General features: G+C 61.6%; 20 protein-coding genes. 6 read left to right on the forward strand and 14 right to left on the reverse strand.

The genetic code is table 11. From position 1 onward, the window contains the following. The first annotated feature begins 23 nt into the window (after positions 1 to 23). The gene (locus KSS91_RS10730; RefSeq protein WP_217837890.1) at positions 24 to 578 is read left to right on the forward strand and encodes a helix-turn-helix domain-containing protein; all 555 of its coding nucleotides are present in this window, start codon (positions 24 to 26) and stop codon (positions 576 to 578) included. Positions 579 to 598: 20 nt separating this feature from the next. After that, positions 599 to 1,945 (forward strand): glutamine synthetase family protein, encoded by a 1,347-nt coding sequence (locus KSS91_RS10735; protein WP_217837891.1) that lies wholly within the window; start codon positions 599 to 601, stop codon positions 1,943 to 1,945. 302 nt (positions 1,946 to 2,247) lie between these two features. Here KSS91_RS10735 and KSS91_RS10740 read toward each other — a convergent pair whose 3' ends face one another. The 5 genes from KSS91_RS10740 to KSS91_RS10760 form a co-directional block, all read right to left on the reverse strand. Then, positions 2,248 to 3,600 carry a purine-cytosine permease family protein gene (locus tag KSS91_RS10740; protein WP_217837892.1) on the reverse strand — a complete coding sequence of 451 codons (1,353 nt, stop codon included), beginning with the start codon at positions 3,598 to 3,600 and terminating at the stop codon, positions 2,248 to 2,250. A 5-nt stretch (positions 3,601 to 3,605) separates the two neighbouring features. Then, the gene (locus KSS91_RS10745) at positions 3,606 to 4,283 is read right to left on the reverse strand and encodes a cysteine hydrolase family protein (RefSeq protein ID WP_217837893.1); all 678 of its coding nucleotides are present in this window, start codon (positions 4,281 to 4,283) and stop codon (positions 3,606 to 3,608) included. Between the two features lie 90 nt (positions 4,284 to 4,373). Further along, the gene (locus KSS91_RS10750; RefSeq protein ID WP_007976201.1) at positions 4,374 to 4,526 is read right to left on the reverse strand and encodes a hypothetical protein; all 153 of its coding nucleotides are present in this window, start codon (positions 4,524 to 4,526) and stop codon (positions 4,374 to 4,376) included. 199 nt (positions 4,527 to 4,725) lie between these two features. Then, positions 4,726 to 5,769, reverse strand: a complete 1,044-nt coding sequence (locus KSS91_RS10755; RefSeq protein ID WP_007982502.1) for an LLM class flavin-dependent oxidoreductase — start codon at positions 5,767 to 5,769, stop codon at positions 4,726 to 4,728. A gap of 231 nt (positions 5,770 to 6,000) precedes the next feature. Next, a complete protein-coding gene (locus KSS91_RS10760) occupies positions 6,001 to 6,486 on the reverse strand; it encodes a flavin reductase family protein (protein ID WP_217837894.1) in 486 nt (161 codons plus the stop codon). A 323-nt stretch (positions 6,487 to 6,809) separates the two neighbouring features. Here KSS91_RS10760 and KSS91_RS10765 point away from each other — a divergent pair, with 323 nt between their 5' ends. After that, positions 6,810 to 8,216 carry a purine-cytosine permease family protein gene (locus KSS91_RS10765; RefSeq protein ID WP_217837895.1) on the forward strand — a complete coding sequence of 469 codons (1,407 nt, stop codon included), beginning with the start codon at positions 6,810 to 6,812 and terminating at the stop codon, positions 8,214 to 8,216. Between the two features lie 70 nt (positions 8,217 to 8,286). On the opposite strand, the gene KSS91_RS10770 is transcribed toward KSS91_RS10765, so the two are convergent. Further along, positions 8,287 to 8,907: a glutathione S-transferase family protein gene (locus KSS91_RS10770; RefSeq protein WP_126050723.1), complete on the reverse strand. Its 621-nt coding sequence runs from the start codon at positions 8,905 to 8,907 to the stop codon at positions 8,287 to 8,289. 448 nt (positions 8,908 to 9,355) lie between these two features. Here KSS91_RS10770 and KSS91_RS10775 point away from each other — a divergent pair, with 448 nt between their 5' ends. Further along, entirely contained in the window at positions 9,356 to 10,456 is a 1,101-nt protein-coding gene (locus tag KSS91_RS10775; protein ID WP_217837896.1) for a polyamine ABC transporter substrate-binding protein, read from the forward strand. A 190-nt stretch (positions 10,457 to 10,646) separates the two neighbouring features. Here KSS91_RS10775 and KSS91_RS10780 read toward each other — a convergent pair whose 3' ends face one another. Further along, on the reverse strand, positions 10,647 to 11,435 hold the full coding sequence (locus KSS91_RS10780; protein ID WP_015095699.1) for an AraC family transcriptional regulator: 789 nt from the start codon (positions 11,433 to 11,435) through the stop codon (positions 10,647 to 10,649). 84 nt (positions 11,436 to 11,519) lie between these two features. Here KSS91_RS10780 and KSS91_RS10785 point away from each other — a divergent pair, with 84 nt between their 5' ends. After that, on the forward strand, positions 11,520 to 12,518 hold the full coding sequence (locus KSS91_RS10785; RefSeq protein ID WP_217837897.1) for a bile acid:sodium symporter family protein: 999 nt from the start codon (positions 11,520 to 11,522) through the stop codon (positions 12,516 to 12,518). A gap of 182 nt (positions 12,519 to 12,700) precedes the next feature. Here KSS91_RS10785 and KSS91_RS10790 read toward each other — a convergent pair whose 3' ends face one another. The 6 genes from KSS91_RS10790 to ribBA all read right to left on the reverse strand — a co-directional run bounded on the left by KSS91_RS10790 (position 12,701) and on the right by ribBA (position 20,048). Next, on the reverse strand, positions 12,701 to 14,416 hold the full coding sequence (locus KSS91_RS10790; RefSeq protein WP_217837898.1) for an amidase: 1,716 nt from the start codon (positions 14,414 to 14,416) through the stop codon (positions 12,701 to 12,703). A 264-nt stretch (positions 14,417 to 14,680) separates the two neighbouring features. Further along, a complete protein-coding gene (locus KSS91_RS10795; RefSeq protein WP_217837899.1) occupies positions 14,681 to 15,835 on the reverse strand; it encodes an ABC transporter ATP-binding protein in 1,155 nt (384 codons plus the stop codon). A 16-nt stretch (positions 15,836 to 15,851) separates the two neighbouring features. Next, positions 15,852 to 16,661: an ABC transporter permease gene (locus KSS91_RS10800; protein WP_007976227.1), complete on the reverse strand. Its 810-nt coding sequence runs from the start codon at positions 16,659 to 16,661 to the stop codon at positions 15,852 to 15,854. Between the two features lie 6 nt (positions 16,662 to 16,667). Further along, the gene (locus KSS91_RS10805) at positions 16,668 to 17,612 is read right to left on the reverse strand and encodes an ABC transporter permease (protein ID WP_217837900.1); all 945 of its coding nucleotides are present in this window, start codon (positions 17,610 to 17,612) and stop codon (positions 16,668 to 16,670) included. Then, the gene (locus KSS91_RS10810; RefSeq protein ID WP_217837901.1) at positions 17,609 to 18,634 is read right to left on the reverse strand and encodes an ABC transporter substrate-binding protein; all 1,026 of its coding nucleotides are present in this window, start codon (positions 18,632 to 18,634) and stop codon (positions 17,609 to 17,611) included. The genes KSS91_RS10805 and KSS91_RS10810 overlap by 4 nt, the downstream gene beginning before the upstream one ends. A 304-nt stretch (positions 18,635 to 18,938) precedes the next feature. Then, on the reverse strand, positions 18,939 to 20,048 hold the full coding sequence (gene ribBA / locus KSS91_RS10815) for a bifunctional 3,4-dihydroxy-2-butanone-4-phosphate synthase/GTP cyclohydrolase II (protein WP_126045298.1): 1,110 nt from the start codon (positions 20,046 to 20,048) through the stop codon (positions 18,939 to 18,941). A gap of 70 nt (positions 20,049 to 20,118) precedes the next feature. Between ribBA and KSS91_RS10820 the strand changes: the two genes are divergently transcribed. Then, positions 20,119 to 20,415, forward strand: coding sequence for a DUF1330 domain-containing protein (locus KSS91_RS10820; RefSeq protein ID WP_126045299.1), 297 nt, complete (start codon positions 20,119 to 20,121; stop codon positions 20,413 to 20,415). Positions 20,416 to 20,550: 135 nt separating this feature from the next. Here KSS91_RS10820 and KSS91_RS10825 read toward each other — a convergent pair whose 3' ends face one another. Then, the gene (locus tag KSS91_RS10825; RefSeq protein WP_217837902.1) at positions 20,551 to 22,524 is read right to left on the reverse strand and encodes an alkyl/aryl-sulfatase; all 1,974 of its coding nucleotides are present in this window, start codon (positions 22,522 to 22,524) and stop codon (positions 20,551 to 20,553) included. Positions 22,525 to 22,576: the final 52 nt, after the last annotated feature.

Consider the following 22,576-nt stretch of genomic DNA (forward strand, 5'->3'; position numbering starts at 1 on the left):
CGACACTTTCTGGAAGCCTCAAGATGGACATGCAAGAAGAAATCTCGGCGCTGGCGATCCTGATCCAGGACCTGCGCAAGCACAAGAAGTACACCCTGAAGGAACTGGCGGACAAAATCGGCCGCTCCGTCGGTTTTCTGTCCCAGGTCGAGCGCGGCCTGTCGCGCCCGACGGTGGCGGACCTGACCGCGATCAGCGAAACCCTCGGTGTTCCCACCACCTATTTCTACAGCCTGCCCAAACCCATGGCGTTGTCCTGGGTCACCCGCCCGGACGAGCGTCGCACGCTGTACTACGCCGACGGCATCACCGACATCCTCGTTTCGCCAAAAATGCGTGCGTCGTTCTCGATGCTTGAAAGCCAGCTCGAACCCGGCGCCAGCAGCGGCGACCGGCACATGAAGGACAGCTCGGAGCAGGGCGGTTATGTCCTCGAAGGGCAGCTGACCCTGTGGCTCGACGACAATGAACCGGTGACCCTGCATCCCGGCGACAGCTTTCAACTGGCCAGCCATGCGCACTGCCGCTACGGCAACCTGACCGACCAACTGACCCGCGTGCTTTGGGTTTACACCTGATAACAACAAGGACCAAAACGATGGATGCCGTGTGCTCTGAACTGCTGGCCGAAGTTCGCAACTTCCGCCACTGCCACCCCGAAGTGCGTTATGTCGACCTGATCTCCCTGGACATTCCGGGGCATTTCTACGGCAAGCGCTACCCGATCGAAATGCTGGAGAAAGTCGCTGCCGGCAGTGCACTGAAACTGCCGCAAAACTGCGTGCTGCTCGGCACCCAGGGCGGGCTGTTCAAGATTGGCGACTACTGCTTCAACGATGGTGACCCCGATGCACTGCGGCGGTTGGTGCCTGGCACCTTGAAGCTGGTGACCTGGGAAAAGCAGCCCTTGGGCCAGATGCTGATCACCTCCGACGGCACGGAAAAACCCATCGAATTCGAACCCCGTGAAGTGTTGGCCCAGGTGCTGAACCGCCTGCACCGTAAAGGCATTTTCCCGGTGGTGGCCTTCGAGCTGGAGTTCTACCTGTTCGACAGCCGCTTGAAGGACGGCCTGCCGCAGTTCCCCCGTGATGAGCTGACCGGCGACGCCGACGATCAGCCGAACATGCACATCGAACGCTTGTCGCGCTTCGCCCCGGTGCTCGATGAAATGGTCGAGACCGCGCGAGCCCAAGGCATCGATGCCACGGTGATCACCGCCGAACTCGGCCCGGGCCAGTTCGAAATCAATTTCGGCCATTGCGATGACGGCCTGCGTGCCGCCGACTGGGCCGCGCTGTTCTGCCGCAGCACCCGGGGCGTGGCGCTCAAGCACAACCTGCGCGCCAGTTTCATGGCCAAACCTTACCTGCAACACCCTGGCAGCGGCATGCACGTGCACGTCAGCCTGTATGACCAGGCCGGCAACAACCTGCTGGCGGCGAACGGCCAGCGGGCGCTGCGCCATGCCGTGGCCGGGTGTCTGGAGGTGTTGCCGCACTGCATGCCGATCTTTGCCCCGAACCACAATGCCATGCGTCGCTTGAGTGGCACGGTGAACGTGGCGTCCCTCGCCAGTTGGGGCTTCGAGGACCGCGATGCGTGCTTGCGTATTCCGGAGTCGGACGTCAAAAACCTGCGCATCGAACATCGCCTGGCGGGCGCCGATGCCAATCCGTATCTGGCGCTGGCGGCGATCCTGGTGGGGTTGGAGCAGGGCCTGGAAGGGGAGCGCGAGCCGATTGCACCGCTCAACGAAGACCGCAGCAGTGGCATCGATTTCCCGTTGGAAATGCTCGAAGCGGTGCAGTCCATGCAACATCATTCAGCCGTGCGCGAAGGCTTGGGGGCGGAGTTTGTGGACGTCTATTGCGAAAACAAACGGCAGGATCATCTGGCATTTCTGCATGACATCAGCGCGCGTGAGTACCGCTGGTTCTTGTAGTCGCCCATAGAAAACATGTGGATATATAAGGGGTTAGAGCGTTTAGTAACTGGATGGTGAATAAAAAATATCTTGTTACAGGCCGAAATATTCCGTAATATCCGCGCCGCGTTCACCACCACGGTTTATGCATTTTTAAGTCCCGGGCGTCCATCAGCTGCCCGGGATTTTTTTTGCCTGCAATTTGGTCGGCCGTTGAGAATCAAAAGATCGCAGCCTGCGGCAGCTCCTACAGGGATGTACGTCTCACCTTTGTAGGAGCTGCCGCAGGCTGCGATCTTTTTGCCGTCAAATGCTGATGACTAAGCAGGTACGCTGGCGCGTGCGGTCATTTTCATCAGCCAGTAATAACTCAACGCCGGAACCAGCAACCCGACCACCCACGCCAGATCCACCCCATCCAGCGCCGTGGCCACCGGGCCGACGTACAGCGTGGTGTTCATGAACGGAATTTCCAGGGCGATCGCCAGCAGGAAACTGCCGCAGGCAATCCGGTTGACCCGCCCGTAGATCCCGTCCGGGTCGAAGATATCGTCAATCCGGTACTGCCCTTTGCGCAGGCAGTAGTAGTCCACCAGATTGATCGCCGTCCACGGGATCAGGAAGTAGCTCATGAAGAAGATGAAGTTGAGGAAGAAGTTGATGAAGTCGTCCTGACTGATGGTGCACAGGGCCGTGGCCACCAGGCTGATCAGCAGCATGAACACACCGCGCACCCGCGGCGTCACCTTGAGTCGGGCGAAAGGCTCGATCACGGTGATGGTCGACATGAACGCGCCGTACAGGTTGAACACGTTGATCGACACCTGGCCATAGACGATGAAGGCGAACAGCAGCACCGCACCAGTGCCGAACAGACCGGCGACATGCCCGCCGACGTTGCTGGAAAAGTCGCCGATGCCGACGCTCAGGATCGCCCCGAGAATCATCATCCACGCACCGCCGCTGACCGTGCCGGCGTAGCTGTACCAGAACACCTGGGCGGTCGGCGTATTACTCGGCAGGTAGCGCGAGTAGTCGGCGACGTAAGGCGCGTAGGACAGTTGCCAGGTCACGGCGATGCTCACCGCCACCAGGAACTTCGACAACGAGAAGCCGGTCGGCAGCCATTGTTCGGCCGGGATCGGCAACTGCAAGGCGAGCACCGTGGCGGCCATGAACACCACCAGCGACAGGATCGACAGCAGCTTCTGCAAACGGTGAATCAACCGATAGCCATAGAGGGCGACGACGAAGCACAACGCGCCGATCAGGTAGATGTTGCCGGACATCGGCAACGGGCTGACGGACTCCAGCGCCTGGGCCGCTAGCAGGGTGTTGCTGACGAAGAAACCCAGGTAAATCAGCATCACGAACAGCAGCGGCAACACCGCCCCCAATACGCCGAATTGTGCCCGGCTCTGGATCATTTGCGGAATGCCCAGCTTCGGTCCCTGGGCCGAGTGGGAGGCCATGAAAATCGCCCCCAGCAACGATCCGACGATGATCGCCAGCGCACTCCAGAACAGGTTGAGCCCCATCACCACCGGCAACACGCCGGAGGCGATGGTGGTGATGTTCATGTTGGCGCCGAACCAGATATAGAACAGCGAACCTGGCTTGCCGTGGCGTTCGGTTTCGGGGATGAAATCGATGCTTCTTTTTTCGACTTGCATGGCGATCACTCCTGAGTCCGGACGAGACGGGATTGCAGACGGGCGATGGTGCCGGGCAGCTCATGGGGCTGGTGGGCAAACAGGTCCGGACGCTCGGGGATCAGGCTCAGGTAGTCGCGCTGTTCCAGAGCGCGCAGGCATTCGGTCGCGGTAAGGATTTCCAGCGAGTAGACCCAGTTGGCCATGATCAACAGGGCCGAGTAATGCCCTGCCTCGGTGGTCGTGGTGCAGGCATCGCTGACCAGGCGCACGCGATAGCCCAGGGCAAAGGCATCGAACACGCTGGTCAGTACGCAGACGTCGGTCAACACGCCGCAGATGATCAGCGTGTCGACCTCCATTGCCTTGAGTCGGGCATCGAGGTCGGTGCGGTGGAAGGCACTGTACCGGCCCTTGTCGATGATCCATTCACCGGACTGCGGCGTCAGCGACTCGATGATTTCCACCTGCCGGGTGCCGGCGCGGTAACCGCCGGGGCCACCGTCGGCGGCCAGGGGTTCACCGTGGGGCAGGTCACTGCCGTCGGCCTGATTGATGTGGCGGGTATAGATGACAGGCATCCGCTGATGGCGGGCGGTATCGAGCAGAGCGGCGGTATGGGCGACCACCCTGTCGAGGTTCTCCAGGACGAAGCCGTCCTCCTGCTGCATGTCGATGATCAACAGCGCGTTGTTATTGTTCATTGGGCAAACCTGATCAAAGGCGAATACAAGACACCGCACGCGCCAGGCCATGGCGAGACGCGGGGTGCGTGATTGGCTGTTCGGTTGGGCTCAGTGAACTATTTGCCAGAAGCCGTTCTGCTTGGCCGAAACGCTGGCGCGCAGACGCTTGAAATGCAGGTGCGAGGCGGTCCATTCACCGCGCAGGTAAGCCCGCGCGGCGCCGGAGGGAAGGGCGAGTGATGGGAGACGATCAGTGAACATGGAAATCGACCCCCCTGTAGGAGCGAACCTGTGGCGAGGGGGCTTGCCCCCGTTCGACTGCGAAGCAGTCGTAAAACCAATACTTGCGGTACGTCTGACACACCGTGGTCACAGGCTGCAGGGCTGCTCCGCAGCCCAACGGGGGCAAGCCCCCTCGCCACAGGCTCGCTCCTACAGTTGATGTCGCAGGGCGGCGTAATCAGCGAAACGCTGGCACCACATGCTTGATAAACAGCTCCAGGGATTTTTTCTTTTCCGCGTGGGGCAGGCTGTTATCGCACCAGAAGCTGAATTCGTCCACGCCCAGTTCCTGGTAGTACTTGATGCGCGGAATGATTTCTTCCGGGGTGCCGATCATGGCAGTCTTGTGCAGGCTCTCGAGTTCGAACTCGGGGCGCCCGGCGAATTTCTCTTCCGGACTCGGCGCAAGGAAGCCGTTGACCGGGGTGGTCTTGTTGCCGAACCAGGCATCGAAGGTGCGATAGAACTTCGAGATCGCCTTGGCCCCGACTTCCCAACCTTGCGGATCGTCGGCGGTGTGCACGTGGGTGTGTCGCAGCACCATCAGTTGCGGGCGCGGCACGCCCGGATTGTTGTCCAGGGCGGCCTGGAATTTGTTCTTCAGGTCGAGGACTTCCTCGTCGCCTTTCATCAGCGGCGTGACCATGACGTTGCAGCCGTTGGCCACCGCGAAGTTGTGCGAGTCCGGGTCGCGGGCGGCGATCCACATCGGCGGGTTCGGTTGCTGGATCGGCTTGGGCACGCTGGTGGAGGTGGGGAATTTCCAGATATCGCCGTCATGGGCGTAGTCGCCGTTCCACAAGGCCCGCACCACCGGAACCATTTCCCGCAATGCCTGGCCGCCGGAGGAGGCTGGCATGCCGCCGGCCATGCGGTCGAATTCGATCTGGTAGGCCCCACGGGCCAAACCGACTTCCATGCGGCCGTTGCTGATCACGTCGAGCAATGCGCATTCACCGGCCACCCGCAGCGGATGCCAGAACGGCGCGATGATGGTGCCGGCACCCAGGTGAATGGTGGTGGTCTTGCCCGCCAGATAAGCCAGCAACGGCATCGGGCTTGGCGAAATGGTGTACTCCATGGAGTGGTGTTCGCCGATCCAGACGGTGCTGAAACCACCGGCTTCGGCCATCAGCGTCAGTTCGGTCAGGTCTTCGAAAAGCTGGCGGTGGCTGACGCTTTCGTCCCAACGTTCCATGTGTACGAACAGGGAAAACTTCATGACGCTTACCTCGGATCTTTTGTTGTTGGCCTGTCGACTGCGGGCCTGATGGTTATTGGTATACCATAATACATGATTTCCGCAAATGACTTATCTTCGCGGCTAACGCTAACCAGTGTGGGAGCGGGCTTGCTCGCCAAAGCGAACTTCCAGGCGGCATATGTGTTGACTGACACTCCGTCTTCGCGAGCAAGCCCGCTCCCACAGGGGGATGCGGTGATATCAGAGGGTTCAGGCCAGAACAGGCAGGGCGCCCATCTTGCCGTGGCAATACACCAGTGGCCCGCTGCTCTGCCGGGGCACGATCAGGTTCTTCACCGCGCCGACCATGATGGCGTGGTCGCCGCCTTCATATTCGCGCCACAACTCGCATTCGATGACCGCCGTGGCGTTGGCCAGGATCGGGTTGCCCAACTCGCTGAGCGTCCACTCGATCCCCTGGGCCTTGTCCTTGCCTTTGCGCGCGAAGGCATAGGCTTCGCTTTGCTGACCGCCGGAAAGCACGTGGATCGCAAAACGCTTGTTCTTGATCAGGACAGGATAGGAGTCGGAGCTGTAGTTGGGGCAGAACAGCACCAGGGCCGGGTCCATCGACAACGAACTGAAGGCGCTGGCAGTCAGGCCGACGATTTGCCCATCTTCATCGAGCGTAGTGATCACGGTCACTCCGGAAGGGAACGAGCCCATGACTTGTTTGTAGATGGCGGCATCGATCATTGGACGGTCCTCGGGTGGTGTGACGCGTTTTTATGTGTTTGTAGGTCTGATGGTATACCGTAATACATCGATTGCAAGGTCTTTTTGAGTGAACCGATAAACGTACGGCTGGCGTCGCAAACCCAATGGATACGGGGCTATCGGCTAGCCAGTGTGGGCGTGAATCGGGCAGGATGCCGGTTCAGATGCTTGTTCAAAGACCGGATCAGTCTTGTTTAAAGTTTGGAATACCATAATATGGTCCGCATCTGAGGGGCGACCAGAGAGTCCCCCCGGTTTGGCTTCATACAAAGATAAGAACAGACAAACTCGAGTTCATGCACATGTCCCAGATGTCCCGGCAAGATCCGTTGATCGAGAACCATACGGTCGATTACGTTCCACTCGCAGAGCGCCATGGGAAGGCCCGCGATCTTTTCACCCTGTGGTTCAGCACCAACATCGCGCCACTGCCCATCGTCACCGGTGCCATGGTGGTCCAGGTGTTCCACCTCAACCTGTTCTGGGGCCTGCTGGCGATTGCCCTCGGGCACATGGTCGGCGGCGTGGTGATTGCGCTGGCGTCGGCCCAGGGGCCGTGCATGGGCATTCCGCAAATGGTCCAGAGTCGTGGTCAGTTCGGCCGCTATGGCGCGCTGCTGATCGTGTTCTTCGCCGCATTGATCTACATCGGTTTCTTCATTTCCAACATCGTGTTGGCTGGCAAATCGATTGTCGGCATTGCGCCGTCGGTTCCGGTACCGGCGAGCATTCTGATCGGCGCACTCAGCGCCACGGCCATCGGGGTGATCGGTTATCGCTTCATCCACACCCTCAACCGCATCGGCACCTGGGTCATGGGCAGCGCGTTGCTCGCCGGTTTCCTCTACATATTCGCCCATGACCTGCCGGCGGACTTTTTCACTCGCGGCGGGTTCAACCTGTCGGGCTGGCTGGCCACGGTCTCGCTGGGCATCATCTGGCAGATCAGCTTCTCGCCGTATGTGTCGGACTACTCGCGCTACCTGCCGGCGGACATCGGCATCACCCGGCCGTTCTTCGCCACTTACCTGGGGGCGACCCTGGGCACGATCCTGTCGTTCGCCTTCGGTGCCGTGGCGGTACTGGCGACGCCCGAAGGCACCGAGGCGATGGCGGCGGTCAAGCAGTCCACCGGTTGGCTGGGGCCGATCCTGATGGTGCTGTTCCTGCTCAACATCATCAGCCACAACGCCCTGAATCTGTATGGCGCGGTGCTGTCGATCATCACCTCGATCCAGACCTTCGCCAGCCAGTGGACACCGAGCATCAAGGTGCGCGTCGTGTTGTCGGGTATCATCCTGGCGGGTTGCTGCGTGGTGGCGCTGGGTGCCTCGGCGAACTTCATTTCGCAGTTCATCGGCCTGATTCTGGCGCTGTTGCTGGTGCTGGTGCCCTGGGCGTCGATCAACCTGATCGACTTCTACCTGATCAAGCGTCGCCGCTACGACATCGCCTCGATCTTCCGCGCAGACGGCGGCATCTACGGGCGTTTCAACCTGCACGCGATCATCGCCTACTTCATCGGCATCATCGTGCAGTTGCCATTCGCCAACACTTCACTGTATGTCGGGCCATACGCCAATCTGGTAGACGGCGCGGACCTGTCGTGGCTGGTGGGGCTGGTGGTGACATGCCCGTTGTATTACTGCCTCGCTACGCGCAGCCAGGCGCAGGAAAACCGTGCGGTGAAGTTCGGCTATACCGACTGAGGCAAAACCGTTCGGTGTGCGATTGAAAATGCCCGGCGGCGTGTCGGGCATTTTTGTGTTCGCTGATCGCTCAGGAATGCTTGAACACATTCAGGCCGCGTTGTACTGCCGGCCTGGCTTCAACCGAGTTGAACCAGCGCGATAGCTGTGGAAGCAGCTTCCAGTCCAGCCGGTCACGGAATGCCATGGCGATGGTGAACGCCGAAATGTCGGCCATGGAAAACTGTTCGCCGGCCATGAATTCGCCGGTCAGAAAACTTTCCGAGTAGGTCAGTTGTTCGATCACCCGCAGATCGATGATTGCCGCCGCTTTGTCCTGCCCTGCCTGGTGCAGAAAAAACGCGGCATGGCTGGGGGCGATGACATCGGTCACGAAAAAGAAATAGCGGTCGATCACCCGGGTGCGCACAGGTCCCGGCTGCGCCGGTGCCAGCTTTCCGGGGGCAATGGAGTCGGCGTACTGGATGATGGCGTTGGACTGGTTGATGACCAGCGGCGGTGTCGTGCCGTGATCGATCAGGGTCGGCACTTTCCCGGCCGGGTTAAGCGCCAGGAAGTCCGGCCCGCGGTGCTCCTGTGCATACAGGTCGAGCTTGCGTGCCGTGTAGGCGATGCCCGACTCTTCCAGGGCGATCGCGGCCCGCAGACTGTTGCCGGTATTGGCGCCGAAGAGCTCTATCCGATCGTTCATGGGCATTGCTCCTTGAGTGCACACAGGCAGCCAGTGAACACTGCCGATGAGGTCAGTATGATGAAAATCCGCCGCACCGATATTCAAAAACAGTGATCGTCCATACCCCTGCGCGACAAGCCGTATCCCTCTACGAAAACGACTTTCACCGCGTTTGATAGATAATAGCCAGCCGGGCAATACACCTGCGACTTCGCGCCCATGTGGGAGCGATGTATGGGCTGACCGCCGCACTGTCGGTGAAACGCCTCGCGACGCTGATCAATGCGGACAGGTATTTTGGCCGTTTCGATCTCCTTTTGGCCTGACTCACGCTGTGAACCGGCCCCGCCCTCGGCAAGAATCACAACCAGAAGCTGACTTCCTTGCCCTTGGCTATTTTCAAGGCCGCTGCCGTGTACAGAACATAAAAACCATCGAACTCACGCCACACTTGGGGAAATGATCCATGGACTCAATGAAACGCATACTGGGCGCCACCGTTTGCGGACTGTCGCTGCTGGCCAGCGCGGTGCACGCCGAAACGCGCGAATTGCGGGTGTACAACTGGGCAGACTACATCCTGCCGTCCGTACCCAAGGATTTTGCCAAGGACACCGGGATCAAGGTGACCTGGGACACCTTCGACACCAACGAGTCCCTGGAAGCCAAGCTGCTCACCGGCAACTCGGGCTACGACCTGGTGGTGCCCTCGAACCAGTTCATCGAAACCCAGATCAAGGCCGGCGTGTTCCAGAAACTCGACAAGTCCAAACTGCCGAACTGGTCGCACCAGGACCCGGCGTTGCTCAAGCTGCTGGACAAGAACGACCCGGGCAACCAGTACGGCGTGCCCTACATGTACGGCACCGTGCTGATCGGTTTCAACCCGGCCAAGGTCAAGGCGGCGCTGGGCGAGAATGCGCCGGTGGACAGCTGGGACCTGGTGTTCAAGCCCGAGAACATGGAGAAGCTCAAGGCCTGTGGCGTTGCGATGCTCGACTCGCCATCGGAAATCCTGCCGCTGGCTCTGCATTACCTGGGGCTGGACCCGAACAGCCAGAACCCGGATGACTACGAAAAAGCCAAGGCGCTGATGCTCAAGGTCCGTCCTTACGTCACCTACTTCAACTCCGCCAAGTACATGACCGACATCGCCAACGGCGATATCTGCGTGGCCATCGGGTATTCCGGCAGCTTCTATCAGTTCGGCAACCGCGCCAAAGAGGCGGGCAACGGTGTGGTCGTCGACTGGCGCCTGCCGAAAGAGGGCGCGCCGATCTGGTTCGACACCTTCGCCATCCCGAAAAGCGCAAAGAATGTCGCCGAGGCCCACGAATTCCTCAACAACCTGCTGGACCCGAAAGTCATCGCGCCCATCAGCGACTTCCTCGGTTATCCGAATGCCAACAAGGACTCGCTGGCGCTGATCAACAAGGACATCACCGGCAACCCGAACCTGACACCGACCAGTGAGGCATTGAAGACGCTGTACGTCGTGCAGCCATTGCCGCAAAAGCTCGAGCGGGTGCGCACGCGGGTGTGGACCAGCATCAAGTCCGATCAGTAACACCGAGAGTCGAACACAAATCCTGCGGGCGACGAACATCCATTGTGGGAGCGGGCTTGCTCGCGAATGCGGAGTGTCAGTCAAGAATGTGTCGACTGACACTCCGCATTCGCGAGCAAGCCCGCTCCCACATTTGATTGATGTCGAGCACAAATCCCATGCCCGCTCACACAGGTTGTACGGTGCAGGCCTAGCGGAAGAACTCCCCCGGCGTTTCACCAAACTGCTGACGAAACGCCGCGATAAACGCCGACGTCGAGTCGTAGCCGCAGGCCAGTGCGACGTCGGTCACTCGCTCGCCCTGTTCCAGCGGTGTCAGAGCGCCGAGCAGACGCAAACGCTGGCGCCAGGCGCGAAAGGTCAGGCCGGTGTCGCGCAGGAACAGGCGACTGAGGGTTTTCTCGGTGACACCGAACTGGTCGCTCCAGTGACTGAGGGTGGTTTGTTGCTCGGGGTGCGACTCCAGGCTTTGCGCGATTTGCCGCAATCGGCTGTCCTGGGGCAGCGGCAGCATCAGGTCGATCTGGGGTGCCTCAGCCAACTGATCGAGAATCACCTGGGCCAACCGACCGTGCGCACCGTCCTGGTCGTATTCCACCGGAATCTGACTGAAGGCACGGATCAACTCGCGCAACAGATCGCTGACTGCCAACACATGACAGCCCGGCGGCGCCCAGGTCGAGACGCTGCAATCGATGTACAGGCTGCGCATTTCCGTGCGCGGCGAACTGAACACCCGGTGCGGCATGCCCGCCGGAATCCACACCGCACGCTCCGGCGGGGCGACGAAGCGCCCGATGCCGGTCTGGATTTCGAGCACGCCCTGGATCGCATAGGACAACTGCACCCACGGGTGGCTGTGGCGCCGGGTCAGGGCACGATTGGGCAGCGATTCGGTACGCCCGTAGAGCGGCCGAGGCAGGCTGGACAGCCCGGGAATACTGCGCCGGATACTTTTGTCATGTCCTTTAGGCGGCATCGGTAGGCTCATCGGCGTTAGTCGGTAATATCCAGTCACGTTAGAGTCGCTTTCACGTACTGGCAACCCCCGGATGATCAACCCATGACGCGCCCCCGTTTGTTACCCGACAACTTCACCCTGACCCTGATTGGCGTGGTCGCGCTCGCCAGCCTGCTGCCTGCCAGCGGTCAGGTCGCGGTCGGTTTTGGCTGGCTGACCAACATCGCCATCGCGCTGCTGTTTTTCCTGCATGGCGCCAAGCTGTCCCGCGAGTCGATCATTGCCGGTGCCGGGCACTGGCGCCTGCATTTGCTGGTGTTCAGCCTGACCTTCGTACTGTTCCCGCTGCTCGGTCTGGCGCTCAAACCGCTGCTGTCACCGCTGATCGGCAACGACCTGTACATGGGCATGCTGTACCTGTGTGCGCTGCCCGCCACAGTGCAGTCGGCGATTGCCTTTACTTCGCTGGCGCGGGGCAACATCCCGGCGGCGATCTGCAGCGCGGCGGCGTCGAGCCTGTTCGGGATTTTCCTCACACCCTTGCTGGTGACCCTGCTGCTCAATGTGCACGGCGAAGGCGCCTCGACCCTCGACGCCATCCTCAAGATCAGCGTGCAGTTGCTGCTGCCGTTCATTGCCGGGCAGATCGCGCGGCGCTGGATCGGCAACTGGGTGGCGCGCAACAAGAGTTGGCTGAGGTTCGTCGATCAGGGTTCGATTTTGCTGGTGGTCTACGGCGCGTTCAGCGAGGCGGTGATCGAAGGCCTCTGGCACCAGATTCCGTTGCTGGACCTGGTCGGGCTGGTGGTGGCGTGCTGCGTGGTCCTGGCGCTGGTGTTGGTGGCCTCGACCGCACTGGGCAAGGCGTTCGGCTTCAATCAGGAAGACCGCATCACCATTCTTTTCTGCGGTTCGAAGAAAAGCCTGGCAACCGGTGTGCCGATGGCGCAGGTGTTGTTTGCCGGTAGCACCATTGGCGTGTTGATCCTGCCGTTGATGCTGTTCCATCAGATTCAACTGATGGTCTGTGCGGTGCTGGCGCAGCGTTTTGCCAATCGGCCGGAATCGATTCCGGAACTGATGGCTCAGGTCGATCCCTGAAAATCCCGGGAACCTGTAGGAGCCAGCTTGCTGGCGAAGGACTCGAGGACGCGGCGTACATCCAGTTCACACGCGTTATCGTTGACGACCATCGCTGGCAGGCCAGCTCCTACAAAGGACCGCGTTTATCCAGCACACACGCGTAATCGTTGACGACCATCGCTGGCAAGCCAGCTTCTGTATCAGCGCTTGCCAGCCGCCAATGGCGGGGTGCGCGGCGGGATCATGCGTTTGCTGCCGGTGGACTCGAACGCCGATGCCAGGTGCAGCAGTGACGAGTCGTCATAGGCGCGTCCGGCAAAGGTCAGGCCGACCGGCATGCCGATGTCCGGCATCACGCCCATCGGCACGGTGACCGTTGGCACGCCGAGGTGGCGGATGGCGAGGTTGCCGTTGGCGACCCATATACCGTTGCTCCAGGCGATATCCGCCGACTGCGGATCGACATCGGCATTCGCAGGCGCTACATCGGCGACCGTCGGGAACAGCACCGCGTCGAGGCCCAGGCGATCCATCCAGTCTTCCAGATCGATCTTGCGGGTCTTCTCAAGCCCGCGCAGGCCGTCGGGCACTGTGCTGATCTGGTCCCACGGCGTGATGCCGCGCTCGGCCATGCGCACGTATTCGTCCATGCCGGCGACCAGGTCGCCCTCGCGGTTGGGCAGGGTGCCCGGGTCGTGCGGGAAGATCAGCGGGCCGTCGACATCGGCCAGGCGATTCAATTTCGGATCGCCGTTGGCCTGCAGGAAGTCATCGAACGCCCAGGCGGTCAGGTCCCACAGTTCATGGTGCAGGAATTCCTTGGAGACGATGCCGCGATTGAACACGGTCGGCGCGCCAGGGCGATCGCCTTCGCAATTGGAGACCAGCGGGAAGTCCACGTCGATCACTTGCGCACCGGCGTCTTCGAGGGCCTTGCGCGCCTGTTCCCAGAGACCGATCACCGAAGGACGGGTGTTGATGCGCTGGCCGGTCGGGCCACCGATGCCCGGCGCTTCGCTGGTGCCTGCTTCAGGGTCGGCGTTGATGTACATGCGCGGAATGCCGAACTTCTTGCCTTTGAGCGCTTCGCTGTTCGCCGCCAGCGCGGCATAGGATTGCGGGCGTACCTCGGACGATTTCGGAATGGGCACCCAAGGCTGCAAGCGCCACAGGTCACCGCGGGTATCCGCGTCATCGGCTACCACCACGTCGAGCACTTCGAGCAGGTCGGCCATGGTCCGGGCAAACGGCACGACCACGTCCATGGTCGGGGTCAGCGGCCAGTTGCCGCGTACCGAGATCACGCCGCGCGACGGGGTGTAGGCGCACAAACCGTTGTTCGAAGCCGGCCCGCGACCACTCGACCAGGTTTCTTCCGCCAGACCGAAAGCGGCGAAACTGGCCGCGGTGGCCGTGCCGGCACCGTTCGACGAACCGGAGGCGAAAGGGGCGGTGAGGTAGTCAGCGTTGTACGGGCTCTCGGCACGGCCGTAGACGCCGCGCTGCATCCCGCCGTTGGCCATCGGCGGCATGTTGGTCTTGCCCAGGCAGATCGCCCCGGCGGCGCGCAGGCGTTCGATGGTGAACGCATCGCGATAGGCGATCAGGTCCTTGAAGGCCGGGCTGCCGGAAGCGGCGGTGAGGCCCTTGACCAGATAACTGTCCTTGGCGGTGTAAGGGATGCCGTCCAGCGGACCCAGCGTCTGGCCCTTGGCGCGACGGGCGTCGGCGGCCTGTGCTTCGGCGAGAGCCTCGGGGTTGCGCACCACCACCGCGTTCAGTGCCGTGGGCGTCTCGGGGCCGTCATAGGCGTCGATCCGCGCGAGATAGGCCTGGACCAGTTCAACCGAGGTGGTCTGGCCGGATTCGAGCGCGGCGCGCAGCTCGGCAATGGAAACTTCGGTAACTTCGATCATGCTGCCACCGCTGCTTGCAGGTGGAGGGTCCCAAACACTTCACTTTTCTCGAAATGGACTTTCATATCGTTATTCTCGTTGCACTGTGTGGCACGACAGGGTCGGGTGTTAAAAATACTGAGCACTATTTAGCATTAAACCGGGATTTTAGGAATCCGTTGTCCAATTTATCTTACAGGCGACAGAAAAAAGGCCACCACAACCCGACGTTGTGGTGGCCCGAGGGTGACGCATTATAGTGGCCCGCGCGCGCAGGCCAATGGATCAGTGAGCGCCGGCAGCCTTGTTCAGGTCGCTTTCGGCCCATTCGGTGTAGACGCAGGCATCCGCGGTGGCCCAGCGCACTCGTACCGGGTCGCCGGCCTTGAGCGGCATGCCGGCGGCGGAGAGTGCCTTGACCGTCATCGAGGTGCCGCCGGCAGTGATCACGCTGCAGGTCTGGCTTTCGCCGAGGAACAACACTTCCACGACCTTGGCCGAGACTTCGTTCCAGCCGGCGGTCAGCGGTTCGGCGAGGGCTTGCTCATTGCTCAAGGCCAGGGCTTTTTCCGGGCGTACCATCAGCAGCACGTCCTGGTCGGTTTGCAGGCCGGCGGTGAGTCGGATCGACAGCGGTTGCCCCTCGAAGGTCGCCACCGCATTACCCTGGGCCTTGAGCTTGAGGAAGTTGGAGTTGCCCAGGAACGAGGCGACAAAGGCGTTCGGCGGGTTCTGGTACAGGTCATAACCGCTGCCCAGGCCAACGATCTTGCCGTGGCTGAAAATCGCGATGCGCTGGGACAGGCGCATGGCTTCTTCCTGATCATGGGTCACGTATACGATGGTGATGCCCAGGCGCCGATGCAGCTGGCGCAGTTCATCCTGCAAGTCTTCGCGCAGTTTCTTGTCCAGCGCGCCGAGGGGTTCGTCCATCAGCAGGATGCGTGGCTCGTAAACCAGTGCGCGGGCTATAGCGACGCGTTGCTGCTGGCCACCGGACAGTTGCGAAGGGCGGCGATGGGCGAATTGCTCAAGCTGCACCAGCTTGAGCATCGCATCGACCCGGCGTTCGCGCTCGGCGGCAGCCAGTTTGCGGATGGTCAGCGGGAAGGCGATGTTGTCGCGTACCGACAGGTGCGGGAACAACGAGTAGCGCTGGAACACCATGCCGATGTCGCGCTTGTGCGGCGGCACGTTGACCAGCGACTGGCCGTTGACCAGGATCTCACCGCTGCTCGGCGTTTCGAAGCCGGCGAGCATCGACAGCGTGGTGCTTTTGCCCGAGCCGCTGGAGCCGAGGAAGGTGAGGAATTCACCGTCCTTGATGTCCAGCGAGATGTTGTCCACGGCGGCGAAGTCGCCGTAGTGCTTGTTCAGGTTGCGCAGGCTGACCAGGGGTTTGTCATTTTGCTGCGCGGAATCTTTGATCACTGCACTCATGTCGTACTCCTGGCGCTCAAGCGCTGATTTCGTTGCGCCGGCGCAGAGCGGCGGCGATCACCATGACCAGTACCGAGAGGCCGATCAGCAGCGTCGAGGCGACGGCGATCACGGGCGTCAGGTCCTGGCGCAGGGTGGTCCACATTTTCACGGGAAGGGTTTGCAGGGTCGGGCTGGCCATCATCACGCTCAGCACCACTTCATCCCACGAGACGAGAAAGGCGAAGAGGGCGCCGGCAACCATGCCCGGGCGGATCGCCGGGAAGGTCACCTTGAACACCGCTTGCAGGCGCGAGGCGCCGCAGATCACCGCCGCATCCTCGATCGACTGATCGAACAGCTTCAGCGAGTTGATGATCGAGATGATGGTGAACGGCAATGCCACGATCACATGGCTGACCACGAAGGCGAACATGGTCCCGGTGTAGCCCAGTTTCAGGAACAGCGCGTACACCGCCACGGCGATGATCACCAGGGGCACGATCATCGGCAGGGTGAACAGGCCGTAGAGCATTTCCCGGCCAGGGAAGCGACCGCGCACCAGGGCGAACGCGGTTGGCAGGCCCAGCGCGACGGCAAAGAACGTCGTCAGCACCGCGACCTTGAGGCTGGCCATGGCCGCGTTCATCCAGTCGGCGTTGGAGAAGAACTGGCCGTACCATTTCAGCGTCCAGCCCGGCGGCGGGAACACCAGCCATTGCGACGAGCCGAACGACAGCAGCACGATGAACACGATCGGCAGCAGCAGGAACAGACCGATCAGCCCGGTGGTGGCATAGAGGCCGAAGCGCATCCGGCGGCTCATGGCATTGGGGGTCAGGAGCATGACGGCTTACCTCGCGTTGCTGGCGCCAACCGGGGATTCCGGCTGGAGCTTCAGGTAGAAGTAGAACAGCACCAGCGTGATCACGATCAACAACGCGGCGCCGGCGCTGGCCAGGCCCCAGTTGAGGAACGACTGAACCTGCTGAATGATGAACTCGGGCAGCATCATGTTCTGCGCACCGCCCAGCAGCGCCGGGGTCACGTAGTAACCGAGGGACATCACGAACACCATCAGACCGCCGGAGAACAGCCCCGGCCGGCACAGCGGCAGGAACACCCGGAAGAAGTTGGTCCAGGGGCTGGCGCCGCAGATCGAACCGGCCTGCAGGATCATCGGGTCGATGGCCTGCATGGTCGCCTGCAACGGCAACACGATGAACGGGATCATGATGTAGCTCATGCCGATCACCACACCGGTGAGGTTGTGCACCATCTCCAGTGGTTGATCGATGATGCCCATCGCCATCAACGCCTTGTTGATCACCCCGGAGGCTTGCAGCAACACCAGCCAGGAGTAGGTGCGGGCGAGCAGGCTGGTCCACATCGACAACAGCACGATGTTGAGGATCCAGCGCCCCCAGCCACGGGGCACCAGGGTGATAGCCCAGGCCAGCGGGAAGCCCAGCAACAGGCTGAACAGCGTCACCAGGCCCGCCACCGAGAAGGTGTTGAGCAGGACCCGCGCATAGGCCGAGTTGGCGAACAGTTGCTCGTAGTTGCCCAGGCCCGGCACCGGTTCCAGCACGCCGCGCAGCAGCAGGCCAATCAGCGGCGCGAGAAAGAACAGGCCGAGAAACAGCAGGGCGGGGATCAGGTTGCTGGCGCCACGCCAACGCTGTTTCAGCGACGGCGAGGGTTGCTTTGCAAGGGTCTGGCCGACTGCCGAACCGGCAGCGCCAATGGCGCTCCCGGAGGCCGTGGAAGGACGAGGCGCGGTTGCCGTCATTTTCATTTGACCAGCCATTCGTTCCACCGTGTCGCAATGGCCGGACCGTTCTTGGCCCAGTATGCGAAATCAAGAGTGATCTGATCCTTTGCGTAGGCCGTCGGCAGGTTCGGGGCCAGCGCCGAGTCCAGGCGCGCCACGCTGTCGACGTTGACCGGGGCGTAGGCGGTCAGGTTGGAGAAGTCGGCCTGGCCCTTGGCACTGCTGGCGTTGGCCAGGAACTTCATCGCCGCGTCCTTGTTTTTCGAACCCTTGGGAATGACCAGGATGTCGGCCATGACCAGGTTCTGCTTCCAGCTTACGCCGACCGGGGCGCCGTCTTCCTGCAGGGCATGAATCCGGCCGTTCCAGAACTGGCCCATGCTCGCTTCACCGGAGGCCAGCAGTTGCTGCGACTGCGCGCCGCCGCCCCACCAGACGATGTCTTTCTTGATGGTGTCGAGTTTCTTGAACGCACGGTCCAGGTCCAGCGGATAGAGCTTGTCTGGCGCTACACCGTCGGCCAGCAGGGCCAGTTCGAGCACGCCAGGGCTTGGCCATTTGTAGAGGGCGCGTTTGCCGGGGTAGGTCTTGGTGTCGAACAGCGCGGACCAGTCCTGAGGCTTGTTGGCGCCGAGCTTGCCTTCGTTGTAACCGAGGACGAAGGAGAAGAAGAACGAGCCGACGCCGTGATCGCTGACGAAGCGCGGGTCGATCTTGTCGCGATCAATGACTTTGAAATCGAGGGGTTCGAGCAAGCCTTCGGCGGCGGCGCGCAGGGCGAAGTCGGCTTCGACATCGACCACGTCCCATTGCACGTTGCCGCTTTCGACCATGGCCTTGAGCTTGCCGTAGTCGGTCGGGCCATCCTGCACCACGGTGATGCCGCTGGCCTTGCTGAACGGATCGGCCCAGGCCTGCTTCTGCGCATCCTGGGTGCTGCCGCCCCAACTCACGAAGTTGACGCTTTCGGCCGCCAGCAATGCCTGGCTGGTCACACTCAGCAGTCCCGCAAAAAGAACTGCGGTCGCACGTTTGTTCAACACCATTTTCACGCCCTCATTGTTGTGTTTATGAGCGGGGCTTTCGAGTGCCCGCCTATCGGGAGCAGTAGGTCCGTCGAGTCAGTGCTGACTGTCCGGTCTATGGAATATCATATTATGGTATTCCAAACTTTGTGCAAGCACTTTGCCGTACCGGCTATCAGCCAAAAGTGGTTTTTCAGTGTCGACACATTCCCCCTGTGGGAGCGGGCTTGCTCGCGAAAGCGGTGTGTCAGACAACTTTGGGCCGACTGACACTCCCTCTTCGCGAGCAAGCCCGCTCCCACAGGGGATTGCATTCAGCCGAGGATCACTCGGTGAACGCAATGCTCTCCACCACCTCCAGGTCATACCCGGTCAAACCCGCATATTTCAACGGCGGACCGAGATGGCGCAGCTTGCCGACACCCAGGTTTTGCAGGATCTGCGCGCCGGTGCCCACCTCCGAATAAATCCGCGACTGCGAACGGCTGAACTGCCGGGGCGACTGGGTCAATTGCGGCACGCGTTCCAGAAGCGCCTGGGAGGATTCGTGATTGGCCAGCACCACCACCACGCCATGGCCTTCGGCGGCGACACGCTGCAAGGCGGCCCATAAGGTCCAGTTGGTCGGCCCGCTGTATTCGGCGCCAACCAGGTCGCGCAACGGATCGATCACATGCACGCGCACCAGCGTCGGCTCATCGCGGCGCAGATCGCCCATGACCATGGCCATGTGGACACCGCCTTCGATGCGATCCTCAAAGGTGATCAGACGGAAGGTGCCGTGCACCGTCGGCAAGTCACGTTCACCGATACGCACGATGGTGTGTTCGGTGCTCAGGCGGTAGTGGATCAGGTCGGCGATGGTGCCGATCTTGATCCCGTGCTTGCGCGCGAACACTTCCAGGTCCGGGCGGCGGGCCATGGTGCCGTCGTCGTTCATCACTTCGACGATCACCGAGGCGGGCGTATGGCCGGCCAGGCGGGCCAGGTCGCAACCGGCTTCGGTGTGGCCGGCGCGGGTCAGCACGCCGCCTTCCCGGGCGCGCAGCGGGAAGATGTGGCCCGGTTGCACGATGTCGGCGGGACCTGCGTTGGCGGCGACGGCGGCGGCCACGGTGCAGGCACGATCGGCGGCGGAGATACCGGTGGTCACGCCGACGGCGGCCTCGATGGACACGGTAAACGCGGTGCTGAACACGCTGCCGTTGCTCGGCACCATTTGCTCCAGGCCCAGGCGTTTGCAGTGTTCGTCGGTCAAGGTCAGGCAGATCAGGCCACGGGCTTCACGGGCCATGAAGCTGATTGCCTCGGGTGTGCAGCAGTCGGCGGCCAGCAACAGGTCGCCTTCGTTTTCCCGGTCTTCATCGTCGACCAGCAGGACCATTTTGCCGAGGCGGTAGTCTTCGATGATTTCTTCGATGCTGTTGAAGGCCATGCTGGAGTCTCAGTGTTTGTGGGATGGGTAATGTGGTATACCATAATACAAAATAAACCGAGAGGTCACTATGAAGGCGTACTGGATTGCTCATGTGGATGTCACTGACTCTGATCAGTACAGCCAATACACCCGGCGGGCGCCACAGGCGTTTGCTCTGTATGGCGGTCGGATTCTGGCGCGGGGAGGGCGTAGCGAGGCGATGGAAGGTCGGGCGACGCCGCAGCGCAGTGTGGTGATCGAGTTTGATTCCTACGAGCAGGCGGTGGCGTGCTATCACTCGGCGCTGTATCAGGAGGCGCGGGGGTATCGTGAGGGAGTGGCTTTGGCTGAGGTCATCATTGTCGAAGGCGTGGCGCCGCTCTGAACTGACCCTGTAGGAGCGAGCTTGCTCCGGGCGGCGTTCCGACGAGAAACCTGAGAGCAACGCGGGGGTGTCAGGCTCCCCGCGTCATCGTTGGCCTCCATCGCGAGCAAGCTCGCTCCTACAGGGGATCTGTGTTTACGGGGTAACGATATTGAACTGCGGCGCAAACGTATCGAGGCTGGTCATCAACTCCCCAAGCTTCTTGCCATTGCCTTGCAGCTTGATCAGGCCTTTCTGGATTGCCGTGGGGATGTCCAGTTGCTTGAGGCTGATCTGTTCCAGGGTGGCCTTGCTCATGGTCACGCTGGCATCCGCCTGGGCATTGAGGCCGGCGCGGTGGGTCAGTACGCCGTTGCGCAAGGTCAGGTTGAAGTCCTTGTTCAGGTCCTCGAAGGTCCAGTTAAGGGTCAGGTCATGGCCTGCGGCCTTTTCGCTGTCCAGGCGCACGGCCAGGAAGTCGAAGAACATCTGCGGGCTCATCGCCCGCACCATGTCGACCGACACCGAAGTGCCGGCATGGGGTGGCACGCCATTGCGCAGTTCCATGGCGCCGGTCAGGTACATGTTGCGCCAGGTGGCGTTTTCGCTTTGATAGCCCATCTGCTCCAGCGCCTCGGCCTGGGCTTTGCGCGCGTCGCCGTTGTCCGGGTTGGCGAACAGCAATTGATTGCCCAGTTGCGCGGCCCAGCGGTACTCACCCTTGTTGATGGCCGCGCGCATTTTCTCCAGTACCGCCGCTTCGCCACCCATGGCCTCGACCGTGTACTTCGCCGTTTCCACAGGTGGCAGTGGATTGAGGTTGGCCGGGTTGCCGTCATAGAAACCCATGTAGCGCTGATACACCGCACGGGTGTTGAAGCTCAGCGAGCCGTAGTAGCCGCGGGTGTACCACTTCTGGTCCAGGCTGCCGGGCAGTTTCTTGATCGAGTCGGCGATTTCCAGCGGCGTCAGGCCCTGGTTCAGCAGGTGCAGGGTGCGGTCATTGAGGAAGGCGTACATGTCGCGCTGGTCGGCGAGGAAGGTGCGGATGCGTTCGCCGCCCCAGGTCGGCCAGTTGTGCTGGGCAAACAACACGTCGCTCTTATCGCCATATCGCGCCAGGCTGCCGTCCAGGTACTCGGCCCAGGCCTTGGCGTCCCGCACTTGCGCGCCGCGCGGGGTGAGGATGTTGTGCATCATTTGCGTGGCGTTTTCCGCCATGCACAAGGCGCGTAACTGCGGCAGGTACAGGTTCATTTCCGCGGGCGCCTCGGTGCCCGGGGTCAACTGGAATTCCACCTCGAGGCCGGCGATGGTGCGGGTCTGCAGTGCCTTGTCGATCAGGTCGGTGGGCGGGATCAGGGTGACGGTGCCGCCGCTCGGTGTGCTCTTGCCCAGGCCGGCATCGACCTGGCCTTTTTCGCCACGGGGCAGCAGGCTGCCGAACTGGAACTGCGCACGGCGGCTCATGGCGTTGCCGGCGTAGACGTTCTCGCTCATCACGTGTTCCATGAACCCGGCGGGGGCGAACACCTTGACCTTGCCGGCCTTGACGTCGGCTTCGTCGATGACCCCGCGCACGCCACCGAAGTGGTCAACGTGGGTGTGGCTGTAGATCACCGCCACCACCGGTTTGTGCGGGCGGTTCTGGTAGTACAGCTCCAGTGCTGCCTTGGCGGTTTCGGCCATGGTCAACGGGTCGATGATGATCAGCCCGTCGTCGCCTTCGATGATGGTCATGTTTGCGAGATCGAGGCCGCGCACCTGATACAGCCGAGGGCTGACTTCGAACAGACCGGCATGGGCGCTGAGTTGGGCCAGGCGCCAGAGGCTCGGGTTGACCGACTCCGGGGCCTGGTCTTTGGCGAGGAAGTCATAGGCCTGGATGTCCCAGATGACCTTGCCTGAGGCGTCCTTGACCTGGCCCTTGAAGGGCGCGATCAGCCCCTTGGTGACCGACTCGTAATCGGTGCGGTCGGTAAAGGGCAGTTGTTTCAGCACGGCAGCGTTACTGGCTGTGGTTTGCGGGCTGGCCGCGACCGGTGCATCGGCGGCGACCACCGGTTGCGCCAGGCAGGCAGTGATCAGGCAAGCGAGCAGCCCACGAGGGCTCAAGGTGAAACGAGGCATGGCGTCTCCGTTTTTTATCGTTATGGCTAGACCAGCTTCGAGGGTAGGGCGG

The sequence above is a fragment of the Pseudomonas azerbaijanorientalis genome (assembly GCF_019139795.1).
In the GTDB taxonomy this organism is placed as follows: Bacteria; Pseudomonadota; Gammaproteobacteria; order Pseudomonadales; family Pseudomonadaceae; genus Aquipseudomonas; species Aquipseudomonas laurylsulfatiphila.